Below are 12,546 nucleotides of genomic sequence, written 5' to 3'. Positions count from 1 at the left end.
ACGGACCACGGGGGCTTCGGCGTAGGCGCGTATCCGCCCGGACTCAGCCGCGGGCGCGCAGCTGCGCGTAGTACGCCTGGCACGCCTCGTACGAAGGCAGCAGACCCTGCTCCTCGGCCTCGGCCAGCGAGGGCGCCGCGGCGTCCTTGTCGGACAGCAGCGGGGTGATCCCCTGCGGCCACTCGATGCCCAGCCCGGGGTCGAGCGGGTTGATGCCGTGCTCGCGGCCGGGCGCGTAGCCCTCGGAGCACAGATAGGCGACCGAGGCGTCGTCCGTCAGTGCCATGAAGGCATGGCCGAGGCCCTCGGCGAGGTAGACGGAGTGGTGGTCGACGTCGTCGAGCCGGACGGCCTCCCACTGCTTGTACGTGGGGGAGCCGACCCGGATGTCCACGATGACGTCGAGCACCGCGCCGCGCACGCACTTGACGTACTTCGCCTGGCTCGGCGGCACATCGGCGAAGTGCACGCCGCGCAGCGTCCCCCGGCTGGAGATGGAGAAGTTGGCCTGCGCCAGCTGCAGCGTGTGCCCGACGGCCTCGCTGAGCTCCGACGCCTTGAACCACTCGTGGAAGCTGCCGCGGCTGTCCGGGAAGACCTTGGGCTCATGCACCCAGGCCCCTGCGATGGAGAGCTGCCGCATGCGATCACGTCCTTGTTCTGTTGCTCGTGGCCGATGCGCTCGGCCGGTGTGTGCTGGTGGGAAGCGTACGGAGGTACGGGCGCGGGTCAGCCGGTGAACCGGGCGGCGAGGCGACGCGCCCGCTTGCGGCTCTTGGCCGGCAGCCTGCGCACGATGGGACCGCCGACGGCGCGCAGCGCGCGGCGCAGCTTCGCCTTCCTGCGCCTGCTGGTGATGCCGAGCATGATCCCGGCGTCGATCTTGGGCAGGCTCGCCGGAAGGGTGATCCGGCCGCCCTTGCCGACGGTGACGTCACAGAGGTGGAACGCGGGGTTCTTGTCGCCGTCCAGCCGGACCGCGAGCTTCCACGTACCGGCCGGGATGCCCGGCGCACGGTCGGGCACGGTGAGGTGGGCCCGGGCGTCGGTGGGCCGCAGGGTGGTGCGGAGCTGGTGCGAGGACCCGCCCGACCCGTCCGCCGGGCTCAGGACCAGCGTGGTCGCGGAGGGACCGGTCGCGTCGGTGGTGAAGAGATCCAGCCGGAGCTCGTTGCCGCCGCCGGGGAACCGCTGGAGCGGACGCCCTTCGAGGTAGTCGGCCAGCTTCTTGCCGCGGCGGGCGACATCGAGGGTGATGTTGCCGTGCGGGTCGGTGAAGTACGGGATGACGGCACGGGCCGGCGAACCCAGCGAGGCGGGCAGGCAGGCGGCGTCCACCTCCGGGGCGCGGTCGGCGCCGAGCCGGGCCTTGCGGACCAGGCCGAGACCGCGCAGCGGCACCCAGACGTCCCAGAAGCCGCGCGACACCCGGCCGCGGCCCTTGACCGCCTCCGAGCCGATCTGGCCGCTGCCGTGCAGGACGACCTCGCAGACGTCGTCGCCGAGCTCCTCGACCCGGGCGGTGAAGCTCGCGGGGCAGGACCACTCGACGGCGGTCTCACGGTTGCGCAGCGACAGCTCGGCGGAGAATCCGGACATGTCGTCCGTGACGTCCAGGAGCTCGCCGTCCGGCAGCAGACCCTCGGTGATGTCGGGGTGCAGGAAGTAGCGCCCGTCGCGGCGCAGCAGCGTCAGCGGGGCCTGGTCCTCGCCGTGGACGAGGCGGCCGCTGATGGTGAGGTCGATCCTGCCGTCCGGCCGCCAGGCGAAGTCCTCCAGGCGGGCCGCCGCCTTGACCGACGCGGCGAAGCGGGAGATCCGGACGAGGCCCTGGCGGTCGTTGTTGCGCAGCAGCGTGGAGCGCAGCCGGAGCACCGGGCCGAGCCCGTCGTGCACCCCGTCGTCCATGAAGTCCGTGGCCAGGCCCTGGACGGCGTCGCACATCTCGTCCAGGTACTCGGGGTCGTACTTGAGGACGGCGGGCTCGCTGAGCCGGCCGAGCATCTCCACGCGGTAGAAGCGGCGCAGCAGCATGTCCCGGAATTCGCCGGGCTCGGTGTTGTCCACGACCACGTCGAGGACCTCACGGAGGTTGCCGTAGTAGCCGGACGGGATGATCTTCGCGGATCCGGCGTTCTGGCCGTCGTCCCGCCGGGAGTAGTAGTAGCAGGTGTAGTTGCCGAGGATCGAGACGACCTTGGCGGGGAAGTACGCCTGCATCATGTAGAGCTGGTCCTCGAGCCGGCGCTTGCCCTCGGGGTAGGCGATGCCGTTCTCGCGGAGGAACTCCGTACGGAACATCTTGTGCGGCGTGAGGCTGTCGTACAGGGGTGCGTCGTGCAGGGTGCACTTCTCGCGGTTCTTCTTGAACACGCCGTGCGGGACACCGCGGAAGTTGCTCGCCACCTTGCCGATGACGATGTCCGAACCGTTGCGGTGGCCCATGTCGTACAGCCGCTGCAGGGCGCCGGACGCGAGGTAGTCGTCCTGGTCGACGAACTGGACGTACTCGCCCTTCGCCTCGTCCACACCGATGTTGCGCGGCTTTCCGGGCCAGCCGGAATTCGGGATGGTGATGACACGGAAATGCGAGTGCTCCCCGGCCAGCTTTTCGAGCCGTTCACGAGTGTCGTCCGTCGAGCCATCGTTGACGAAGAGAACTTCGAACTCCCCTGCGGGGAGGGTCTGTCGCAGCAGCGAGTCGATGCAGGGGTCGATGTACTTGCCCGGGTTGTATACAGGAATGACGACACTTACTTTGACTGGCATTGCTGCTGTCCCATGTCTGTTGGAAGTCCCTCTGGCCGGCGGCGGATGCGGGGGCCTGCACTGCTGAAAATGGGCATAAGAAGTCACCCGCCGTGCACCCTATCGGCTGTTAGATGATCGAGATGCCTCGATGGTTGCCTCCGCCGGCACAGCGTGATTCTGCCGACAGCGCGCGGGCGCGGGTCCAGAGGGCGGAACGCGCGGGCGTCGGTATCGCCGCTCGCGTAGATTGCGGGGGCTGGGCGAGGCCGAATCATTGGGGATAGACGTGTCAGGGGCAAGGCAGGGCGTCACAGAGGCCCGCAGGATTGTGGTCAAGGTCGGTTCCTCATCCCTCACCACCGCGGCGGGCGGACTCGACGCGGACCGCGTCGACGCGCTCGTCGACGTACTGACCAAGGTGAGAAGCGGCGGGGAGCGCGAGATCGTGCTCGTCTCCAGCGGCGCCATCGCGGCCGGGCTCGCCCCGCTCGGACTGGTGCGCCGGCCCAAGGACCTGGCCAGACAGCAGGCCGCCGCCAGCGTCGGCCAGGGACTGCTCGTCGCCCGCTACACCGCCTCCTTCGCCCGGTACGGCGTACGCGTCGGCCAGGTGCTGCTCACCAGCAACGACACCAGCCGCCGCGCCCACTACCGCAACGCCTACCGCACCCTCGACCAGCTCCTGGACATGGGCGCGCTCCCGATCGTCAACGAGAACGACACCGTCGCCACCGACGAGATCCGGTTCGGCGACAACGACCGGCTCGCCGCACTCGTCGCCCATCTCGTCCGCGCGGATCTGCTGGTCCTCCTCTCGGACGTGGACGGCCTCTACGACGGCGACCCCGGCATCCCGGGCACCTCGCGGATCGCCGAAGTGGCCGGCCCCGAGGACCTCGCGGGCGTCACCATCGGCAGTGCCGGGAAGGCGGGCGTCGGCACCGGTGGCATGGTCACCAAGGTCGAGGCCGCCCGGATCGCCACGGCGGCCGGAGTCCCCGTCGTCCTCACCTCGGCGAGCCGGGCCGCCGACGCCCTGGCCGGACGCGACACCGGCACGTACTTCCACCGCACCGGACGCCGCTCGGCGGACCGGCTGCTCTGGCTCGCCCACGCCTCCACCCCGCAGGGCTCACTGACCCTCGACGACGGGGCCGTGCGGGCGGTCGTCGAACGCCACAGCTCGCTGCTGCCCGCCGGAATCGCCTCGGTCGAGGGCGAGTTCACCGCCGGTGACCCGGTGGAACTGCGCGACCTCGAAGGCCGGCCCGTGGCCCGCGGACTCGTCAACTTCGACGCCAAGGAGATCCCGCAGCTGCTCGGCCGCTCCACCCGCGACCTGGCGCGGGAGCTCGGTCCGGCCTACGAGCGCGAGGTCGTACACAGGGACGATCTGGTCGTACTGCACTCCTGACAGACCCCTGAAACGGCTGAAAGTCCAGCCTTCGGGCAGAGACCTTCACGAAAACAGCCCCATCCCCGGCCGCGGACTGGTCAACTCTGTAACGGGGAAACAGCGGGGTACAGCACAGTAAACGCATTCACAGGAGGCCGCCGGTGAGACGAGCGCGCCCGGGGGCGCCGCCCCGAGGAACGGGTGGCAGGGCCCTGACCAGCGTCGGAGCAGGTGCCGGCTTCGACGGGAGCCGGACCATGGAGCGAGGGGATGACCGGACCACCGGGCCCGAGCAGACGGTGGTGAAGGAGGAACGCACCCCGTCGAGGCTGTGGCACATCACGCTCAGCGTCTCGGGAGCCGCCATTCCCCTGAAGGAGGTCAGACGCGGACTCGAGCAGCTCGCGCACGACCATCCCTTCCTGCTGACCAGCCGCTACGCCAACGACCATGCGGAGATCCGCTACTGGGAGGAGGCCCGCGACCTGCACGACGCGGCGGCCGTCGCGCTGCGGCTGTGGGGCGAACACCGCTCCACGGCCAGGCTTCCGCCCTGGGAGATCGTCGGCCTGGAGGTCATCGACCGCGAGACGTACCACCAGCGCGTCGCCGAGGGATACGGGCCGCCCCCGGCCGCCCCGATCGGAGTGCACCCGTACTGAGCGCGGCGGCCCCCGGGACGGTGCCCCCAGCGCGGGGCACCGTCCCGGGGCGGTCGTCCCGGGTCTCGGGAGCCGTCTCGCATCACGGGATAAGTGAGGGATGCCCGCAGTGTGCGCACTACCCTGCGGGCATGACCACGCTCTCGCCGTACGACAACATGTCCCCGGTCGCCCAGGCCGCCTACCGGGCACGCTCCGCCGCCGCCGACATCGCGCCGCTGCCGCGCGCGGCGAAGGACGACGCGCTGCTGGCCATCGCGGATGCGCTGGAGGTGCGAACGGGCGAGATCGTCACGGCCAACGCCGAGGACGTCGCCCGCGCCCGCGAGGCCGGGACCAGCGAGTCGATCATCGACCGGCTCACCCTCACCCCGGAGCGGATCCGCGCCATCGCCGCCGATGTGCGGGACGTGGCCGCGCTGCCCGACCCGGTCGGCGAGGTCGTCCGCGGCTCGACCCTGCCCAACGGCATCGACCTGCGACAGGTCCGGGTGCCGCTCGGCGTGGTCGGGATCATCTACGAGGCCCGGCCCAATGTGACGGTCGACGCCGCGGCCCTCTGCCTGAAGTCCGGCAACGCCGTCCTGCTGCGCGGCTCGTCCTCCGCGTACTCCTCCAACGTCGCGCTCGTACGGGTGCTGCGCGACGCTGTCGGCGGCTCCGGACTCCCGGCCGACGCGGTGCAGCTGGTCCCGGGCGAGAACCGCGACTCGGTACGGGAACTGATGCGGGCCCGCGGCCTGGTCGACGTCCTCATCCCGCGCGGCGGCGCCTCGCTGATCCGTACGGTGGTCGAGGAATCCACCGTGCCGGTCATCGAGACCGGCACCGGCAACTGCCATGTGTACGTGGACGCGGAGACCGACCTCGACATGGCCGTGGACATCCTGATCAACTCCAAGGCGCAGCGCCCGAGCGTCTGCAACGCCGCCGAGACGCTCCTGGTCCACAAGGACGTCGCCGCCCGGTTCCTGCCGCGCGCCCTGGACGCGCTGGCCGACGCGGGCGTGACCGTCCACGGTGACGAGCGGGTTCTCGAATACGCCGAGGGGTCCAAGGCCACCGTGGTCGAGGCGACGCCGGAGGACTGGGAGACCGAGTACCTCTCCTACGACATCGCCGCGGCCGTCGTGGAGTCGCTGGACGCGGCCGTCGCGCACATCCGGCTCTGGTCCTCCGGCCACACCGAGGCGATCGTGACCACCTCCCAGGCCGCGGCCCGCCGCTTCACCCAGCTGGTGGACTCCACGACGGTGGCCGTGAACGCCTCCACCCGCTTCACCGACGGCGGCCAGTTCGGCTTCGGCGCCGAGATCGGCATCTCCACGCAGAAGCTGCACGCCAGGGGACCGATGGGCCTGCCGGAGCTCACCTCGACGAAGTACATCGTCACGGGCGACGGCCACGTGCGGTGACCTTCAGGGGTCGGTGAATGTTGCGGGCTCCCTGCCCAGAACGATCGGGCGGGGCTAGTCTGGAGCCGTGCCGGACGACGTGGGGGGCAGGCCGTTCCCGGACGGCTGGGAGCCCGACGACGACCGCGGGGGCGCGGACGAGGACTTCGCCTCCGTGGTGTTCGACGAGGACTTCGTACGGGCCGCCGAGATCCATGAGCCGACCGCCGTCGAGCGTCTGCTGGCAGCCGCCCAGTCGCGCGCCGAGGCCGAGGCCTCCCGGGCGCGGGCGGGCGGCGGCCCCATGGACGACGACCTCTACAACGAGGGGTACGGCCCCGGCGCGTACGGCCGCGAGGGCGCCTACGACGACCCGCTGGACCCCGATGGTGACGGCTACGGCAGCGGCCCCTACGGGCGCCACGGCGGCGCCCTGCGCCCGTATCGGGGTGCGGCGCGCTGGCACCGGCCGGTGGCCTGGCTGCTTGCCGTGCTGATGGGCATCGGAATGGTCGCGCTGGCCTTCAGCGCCGTCTACCGCAATACATCGGGCAGCCGCCAGGACCCCGCCCCGCCACCCGCCACGACCGGCGTGGACAGCGCTCCCGGCTCCGCCCCTGGTGCCACCCCATCGGCCTCCACGGGCTATCCGCGCCCCACGGTGTCGGCGATCCCCCGCACCGGCTGAGGGGCCGGCCGCCGGCTGCCCGGGACGGCGGGGCGCCGGCAGGCCGGGTTCCGGATGGCTGGCCGTGCGCGCCCGCGTGTGGCCGTGCGTGCCTGCCTGTACCCGTATAGGCCCTGCTCTCTCCGCGTTCCGCGCACGCCCTGAAGGCGTGCCCGCGGGCTCCGGCGGTACTCCCGGTGGTTTCTCCCGTGGTTCTGTCGCGGCTGGGCGTTTATCCCGGTCGTATTCGACCTACCCTGAAAGTGTGACCCCTCTCTCCGAGGGGGCTTCTCACTCGTCCGTGCATGCGCACTCGTGCGACGTCATACGAACTCATGACGGGCAGGCCCTGTCCGAAGCCATTCGGCCGAAGCAGAGCGAAGCGTTTCGGCCCCGGTCGGTGACGTGGAGTCGGGAGAAGTCATGGCAGACCGCGGAGAACCACCAGAAGGGCCGCCCGGGAGTCCGGCGGGCGGCGGTGAGGACGAGTACCGGTCACTCGTCTTCGACGAGTCGTTCGTGCGCGCTGCCCGGCTGCAGGAATTCTCCGCCCAGGAGCGGATGGGGGACCACGCCCCCGCCGTACGCAGCCTGCCGGCCCGGCGTCTGCGCACCGGATCCAGAGCCGCCATCGCCCTGGTCCTCGTGATCGCCCTGGCCTTCGGAATGGCTGTGTACATGGGCCTTCGCCACCCCTACGAGGCGCCCGTCGGCAGACGGGCCGAGCCGCTGAGGTCGACCGTCGTACCCCTGGCGCCCCAGGGCGCCGTACCGGGCGGAACCGCTGCCGCACTCCTCGCCGAGAGCCCCGCCGCACACTTCGAAACAGGTTCCGCAGGCATCAATCTTCCGGTGATCAGACGGACGGACAACTTCTCGGACAGCCAGGTGGCGACCGCCCTGACCACGGTCAAGGACTATCTGGTGGCCTCCTCTCTCGACCCCGACGTTCTCACCGGCGCCGTGGCGCGCCCGGTGGAACTGCTGCTCGATCCGGATCAGACGGCCCAGTTCGAGCGCAGCATGAACCGGCCGCAGGACGACGGGCAGCATGCCGCCATCGGGTGGCTGGTGCGGTTCGACCCGGCGAAGGTGGCGCTGGCCGGTCCAGACATCCGGGTCCGGGGCACTCTGAGCTACACCGAGGAGGGGTCCGACACGCTGGAGGTGGTGTCGGACCACACCTTCACCTACACGCTCCGCCCCGCCGCCGCAGGGCCCCAACAGGCGGGCGGCGCCTCGCTCTTCACCGTACGGCGCGAGCTGCACTTCCGCTTCGACCGGGAGGACCTGCGGCTGCACCGGCTGGAGCTGCGCACCAGCTACGTCCAGGCCGGACCGCAGGCGTGCCCGGCGGACACCACCGGTGCGCTGCATCCGCTGCTCGCCGGGCAGCGCGCTGTCTCCCGCGGCCCCGCGGGCACGGACCCGTACACGACGGGCCGGCCCACGGCGGCGCTCTGCGGAACCCTGACGATCAGCTCCCCGCAGGCCCCTTCCCAGTCCCCGGTCCATCAGGGTTCCCCGGCCCCTCCGGCCGCGCAGAGTCCGCGGAGCCGTCCGTAGCGCCACCCTTGCCGGCCGAGCTCCCGCCCTGGCCGGTGAACTTGTCGCGGAGCTTGCCGCCCAGATCCCCGGCGCCCCCGGCTATGTCGCCGACCAGCTTCATCAGCGGATCCTTGCTGGTGCGCACCGTGTCCGCGTAGTGGGACGCGGACTCCCGGAAGGAGTCGGTCACCGAGGTGTCCTTGTCCTCGTCGCGCCGCGGGTAGTGGCCGTCCATGATCCGCTGGTAGTCGCGGGTCTCGGACCACTTCTTCAGCTCGGCCGCGCGCACCGTGGTGAACGGGTGCGAGCGGGGCAGCAGGTTGAGGATCTTGAGTACCGAGTCGCGCAGATCGCCGCCCTTCTCGTACTCGTCGGCCTGGGCGAGGAAGGCGTCCACGTTCATCTCGTGCAGATGATTGCCGCCCGCGATCTTCATCAGACCGCGCATCGACGCCTGCAGATCCTGGCCGACGAGCAGCCCGGCCCGGTCGGCGGACAGCTCGGACTTGCGGAACCACTCGCGCAGCGCCGTCACGATCGCCATGATCGCGACGTTGCCGAGCGGGATCCAGGCGACCTTCAGCGCGATATTGGTGAGGAACAACAGGATCGTGCGGTACACGGCATGGCCGGAGAGCGCGTGTCCCACCTCGTGGCCGATGACGGCCCGCATCTCCTCCTCGTCGAGCAGCTCCACCAGCCCCGTCGTCACCACGATGATCGGCTCGTCGAGGCCGATGCACATGGCGTTGGGCTGCGGGTCCTGGTTGACGTACATCGGCGGGACCTTCTCCAGGTCCAGGATGTAACAGGCGTCCCGAAGCATGTCGTTGAGATGGGCGAACTGCGCGTCGCTCACCCGGACGGAGTCGGAGAGGAAGAGCAGTCGGAGACTGCGCTCGGGCAGCAGGCCGCTCAGTGTCTTGAACACGGTGTCGAAACCGCTCAGCTTGCGCAGGGCCACCAGGGCCGAGCGGTCCGCCGGGTGCTCGTAGGCCCGGGACGAGATCCCTGCGAAACGCCTGCGCTGCCTGCTCGGCACCTTCTCGTGGCTCTCGTTGCTGCGTTCGGTCATGAATGGGCCCCCTGTTCGTACGAGATGTCACTCGCCCCCTGATAAATCCCAGCGTAGGTGCTGGGGCTACGGTGTGCGGGGGGCTGTGGATAACTGAGGAGACGCCCGACATGCCGCACACCGTTGCTCTGCTCGCCGCCGCGTCCGGGGATCAGGGGCCAGGCAACACGCTCCGTATCGTGCTGCTCGCCTCGCTCGTCGGAGCCGTGCTGCTCGGCTGGTTCCTGCTCCGCGGATACCGCAACGACGACAACAACGACTGAGTCGGCGTGAGCGTGCCCGGGGCGCACGCATACGATGTGCGCGACGTCTTCCTTCCGACTCCCGATCGATAGGTCCTGCCGAAGATGAGCCTCACGAGCACCGCGCACCAGCTGGTCACTCTCGCCTCTGAGGGCGGCGAGCACGGTGGCAACCACGAAAGCCTCAGCCCGTATCTCACCGGGGGCGGTGCGTTCGTCGCGCTGATGCTCCTGCTGTGGATCACCACTCGCTTCAACCGCGACCGCTGAGGCGAAGGCGTACAGCTGTGCCAGTAGGCTCTGCACGCATGGGAGAGCAGGAAGTGCCTACCGGCCGCGGAAAGCGCCGACTCGGCGTGATGGGCGGGACGTTTGACCCGATTCATCATGGACACCTGGTGGCGGCCAGCGAAGTGGCCGCCCAGTTCCACCTCGACGAGGTGATCTTCGTTCCGACCGGGCAGCCGTGGCAGAAGAGCCACAAGCACGTCTCCCCGGCCGAGGACCGTTATCTGATGACGGTCATCGCGACAGCTTCCAACCCGCAGTTCTCGGTCAGCCGGAGCGACATCGACCGCAGCGGGCCCACGTACACCATCGATACTCTGCGGGACCTGCGCGCGATCCACGGCGACGCGGACCTCTTCTTCATCACCGGTGCCGACGCTCTCTCCCAGATCCTCACCTGGCGGGACGCCGACGAACTGTTCTCGCTCTCCCACTTCATCGGTGTGACGCGGCCGGGGCATGTGCTCACGGACGCCGGGCTGCCGGAGGGTGGGGTCTCCCTCGTGGAGGTTCCCGCGCTCGCGATCTCGTCCACGGACTGCCGTGAGAGGGTCGCGCAGGGGGATCCGGTCTGGTACTTGGTGCCGGACGGCGTGGTCCGCTACATCGACAAACGCCAGCTGTACCGCGGCGAATGAGCGACGCAGAGGGGCACCGGTGAACGACCGACAGAATCCGTACGACCCGTACTACCAGCAGCCGCAGATCATCGGCTACGACGAGTACGGGCAGCCGGTGTACCAGCAGCCGCAGCACGTCCAGCATCAGGCGTACGACCCGTATGCGCCCCAACAGCCCCAACAGCCCCAACAGCCCCAACAGCCGCAGCAGACCCAGCAGCCGCAGCAGGCCGACCAGGGGTACGGCTATGACCCGTACGCCCAGCCGCAGCCCCAGCAGCCGCATCCGCCGCAGCACGTCCAGCAGCAGGCGTACGACCCGTACGCCCAGCCCCAGCAGCCCCAACAGCAGGCGTATGGCGGCTACGACGGCTATGGCTACGACACCGGCGGGCAGCCCGCCGCGGTCGACACCACCCAGCAGTGGAACATCCCGCAGCAGGCACCCGCGCAGCCGTCCCCGCCCGCACCTGCTCCGACCCCGCCGGAACCCGGGCCCGAGCCTGGCGCCGGCGCGGAGCCGGACGTGGCCGTCCCCGGGCAGCGCCGCGCCGACCGCGACTACCGCACCGAGCAGTTCTCCTTCATCGAGGAGCCCGACGAGGACTCCGAAGACGTCATCGACTGGTTGAAGTTCACCGAGAGCCGCAGTGAGCGGCGCGAGGAGGCCCGGCGCCGCGGCCGCAACCGCATGGTCGCGCTCATAGTCGTGGTGGCCCTGATCGTGGTCGGCGGTGTCGGCTACCTCTGGTCCGCCGGAATGATTCCGGGCCTGTCCGGCTCGGAGAAGGACAACACGGCGTCGACGGGCCCGCAGAAGCGGGACGTCATCGTGGTCCATCTGCACAACACCAAGAAGGGCGGCACCTCCACGGCGCTGCTCGTCGACAATGTGACGACCAAACAGGGCACCACGGTCCTGCTTCCCAACTCGCTCGCGGTCGCCGATGACGACGGCACCACTACCACCCTCGGCAAGTCCGTCGAGGACGACGGCGCCGCCGGCACCCGCGACTCCATCGGCACGCTGCTCGGCACCGACATCAGTGGCACGTGGCGGCTCGACACCCCGTACCTGGAGACCCTTGTCGACCTGGTCGGCAACATCGAGGTCGACACCGACACCGAGGTGCCGGATGCGAAGAAAAACGCTTCCCCCCTGGTGAAGAAGGGCGAGGCGCAGACCCTGAGCGGCCAGATGGCCGTCGCCTACGCCACCTACCGGGGACCGGGCGAGGCCGAGACGAAGCAGCTCATGCGGTTCGGGGAGGTCATGCGGAGCGTTCTGCGGAAGATCTCGGACGACCCGAAGGCCGCCACGGTCACCGTGCAGACGCTGGCGCAGATCCTCGACCCGTCGCTTCCCGAGAAGGACCTGGGAGCCTCCCTGGCGAAGCTCGCCCAACACGCCAAGGTCGGCGACCACAAGACGGCGCTGCTGCCGGTGCAGGCCGACGGGGCACTCACCGACGCGGCCACCGAGAGCGTCGTCAAGGACATCCTGGGCGGCACGGTCAAGGCTCCGGCCGCGGACGCGACGGTGCGGGTCGGCGTCAAGAACGCCACCGGGAACAAGGACGGCACGGGGTCCGCGCAGATCAAGCTGGTCAACGGCGGCTACGTCTTCGTCGGCGGTGGAACGGCCGAGACCACGGCACTGTCCGAGGTCGTCTACAAGACCGCGGCGGACAAGCAGAAGGCGACGGGGGTCGCCAAGACCCTGGGTCTGCCGGAGGACGCGGTGAAGCAGGGCAAGCCCGCCGCGAACGCGGATGTGTCCGTCGTGCTCGGCCAGAACTACAAGATCGAATGACCCGCATCCGACCGCCCGGATGATGTCGATTCGATCTTCGAACATTCACTGCGTGGGCTGTCGGCGGTCCGTGAGACCCTAGAGGTCGAC

The 12,546-nt window shown here is 70.0% G+C and carries 12 protein-coding genes; 9 read left to right on the top strand and 3 right to left on the bottom strand.

All coding sequences use genetic code 11. The features are described from left to right. Nucleotides 1-43: 43 nt before the first annotated feature. Nucleotides 44-643 (bottom strand): dTDP-4-dehydrorhamnose 3,5-epimerase, encoded by a 600-nt coding sequence (gene rfbC, locus OG978_RS14070; protein WP_326765557.1) that lies wholly within the window; start codon nt 641-643, stop codon nt 44-46. Nucleotides 644-729: 86 nt separating this feature from the next. Continuing rightward, entirely contained in the window at nt 730-2,769 is a 2,040-nt protein-coding gene (locus OG978_RS14065; RefSeq protein WP_326765556.1) for a glycosyltransferase family 2 protein, read from the bottom strand. Between the two features lie 310 nt (nt 2,770-3,079). On the opposite strand from OG978_RS14065, the gene proB reads away from it, so the two are divergent. From proB to OG978_RS14040, 5 genes are all read left to right on the top strand, one after another. Next, entirely contained in the window at nt 3,080-4,165 is a 1,086-nt protein-coding gene (proB, locus tag OG978_RS14060) for a glutamate 5-kinase (protein WP_326770028.1), read from the top strand. Nucleotides 4,166-4,308: 143 nt separating this feature from the next. Next, entirely contained in the window at nt 4,309-4,809 is a 501-nt protein-coding gene (locus OG978_RS14055; protein WP_326765555.1) for a hypothetical protein, read from the top strand. Between the two features lie 131 nt (nt 4,810-4,940). Next, nucleotides 4,941-6,224 carry a glutamate-5-semialdehyde dehydrogenase gene (locus OG978_RS14050; protein ID WP_326765554.1) on the top strand — a complete coding sequence of 428 codons (1,284 nt, stop codon included), beginning with the start codon at nt 4,941-4,943 and terminating at the stop codon, nt 6,222-6,224. A gap of 67 nt (nt 6,225-6,291) precedes the next feature. Next, the gene (locus OG978_RS14045; protein WP_326765553.1) at nt 6,292-6,891 is read left to right on the top strand and encodes an SCO2584 family spore wall biosynthesis protein; all 600 of its coding nucleotides are present in this window, start codon (nt 6,292-6,294) and stop codon (nt 6,889-6,891) included. Between the two features lie 402 nt (nt 6,892-7,293). After that, nucleotides 7,294-8,436, top strand: a complete 1,143-nt coding sequence (locus OG978_RS14040; RefSeq protein ID WP_326765552.1) for an SCO2583 family membrane protein — start codon at nt 7,294-7,296, stop codon at nt 8,434-8,436. On the opposite strand, the gene OG978_RS14035 is transcribed toward OG978_RS14040, so the two are convergent. Further along, nucleotides 8,348-9,493 carry a M48 family metallopeptidase gene (locus tag OG978_RS14035; protein WP_326765551.1) on the bottom strand — a complete coding sequence of 382 codons (1,146 nt, stop codon included), beginning with the start codon at nt 9,491-9,493 and terminating at the stop codon, nt 8,348-8,350. The two genes, OG978_RS14040 and OG978_RS14035, sit on opposite strands and share 89 nt — an antisense overlap. A gap of 110 nt (nt 9,494-9,603) precedes the next feature. On the opposite strand from OG978_RS14035, the gene OG978_RS14030 reads away from it, so the two are divergent. The 4 genes from OG978_RS14030 (at nt 9,604) to OG978_RS14015 (ending at nt 12,456) form a co-directional block, all read left to right on the top strand. Next, complete coding sequence (locus OG978_RS14030) at nt 9,604-9,756, top strand: hypothetical protein (protein ID WP_326765550.1); 153 nt, start codon at nt 9,604-9,606, stop codon at nt 9,754-9,756. Between the two features lie 84 nt (nt 9,757-9,840). After that, nucleotides 9,841-10,005: a hypothetical protein gene (locus OG978_RS14025; RefSeq protein ID WP_326765549.1), complete on the top strand. Its 165-nt coding sequence runs from the start codon at nt 9,841-9,843 to the stop codon at nt 10,003-10,005. A gap of 38 nt (nt 10,006-10,043) precedes the next feature. Continuing rightward, nucleotides 10,044-10,661: a nicotinate-nucleotide adenylyltransferase gene (gene nadD, locus OG978_RS14020; RefSeq protein WP_124717753.1), complete on the top strand. Its 618-nt coding sequence runs from the start codon at nt 10,044-10,046 to the stop codon at nt 10,659-10,661. A gap of 19 nt (nt 10,662-10,680) precedes the next feature. Continuing rightward, entirely contained in the window at nt 10,681-12,456 is a 1,776-nt protein-coding gene (locus OG978_RS14015) for an LCP family protein (protein WP_326765548.1), read from the top strand. The last annotated feature ends 90 nt before the right edge of the window (nt 12,457-12,546 follow it).

It is taken from the genome of Streptomyces sp. NBC_01591, assembly GCF_035918155.1.
Taxonomy (GTDB): domain Bacteria; phylum Actinomycetota; class Actinomycetes; order Streptomycetales; family Streptomycetaceae; genus Streptomyces.
Note: the sequence above shows the minus strand (reverse complement) of the source record. Positions and strands in the feature narration are given on the sequence as shown.

Bases quoted from the DNA above. Each gene is read 5' to 3' on its own strand.
- OG978_RS14050 (WP_326765554.1), top strand. From the start codon at position 4,941: ATGACCACGCTCTCGCCGTACGACAACATGTCCCCGGTCGCCCAGGCC.
- OG978_RS14030 (WP_326765550.1), top strand. From the start codon at position 9,604: ATGCCGCACACCGTTGCTCTGCTCGCCGCCGCGTCCGGGGATCAGGGG.
- nadD (WP_124717753.1), top strand. From the start codon at position 10,044: ATGGGAGAGCAGGAAGTGCCTACCGGCCGCGGAAAGCGCCGACTCGGC.
- rfbC (WP_326765557.1), bottom strand. From the start codon at position 643: ATGCGGCAGCTCTCCATCGCAGGGGCCTGGGTGCATGAGCCCAAGGTC.
- OG978_RS14065 (WP_326765556.1), bottom strand. From the start codon at position 2,769: ATGCCAGTCAAAGTAAGTGTCGTCATTCCTGTATACAACCCGGGCAAG.
- OG978_RS14025 (WP_326765549.1), top strand. From the start codon at position 9,841: ATGAGCCTCACGAGCACCGCGCACCAGCTGGTCACTCTCGCCTCTGAG.
- OG978_RS14035 (WP_326765551.1), bottom strand. From the start codon at position 9,493: ATGACCGAACGCAGCAACGAGAGCCACGAGAAGGTGCCGAGCAGGCAG.
- OG978_RS14040 (WP_326765552.1), top strand. From the start codon at position 7,294: ATGGCAGACCGCGGAGAACCACCAGAAGGGCCGCCCGGGAGTCCGGCG.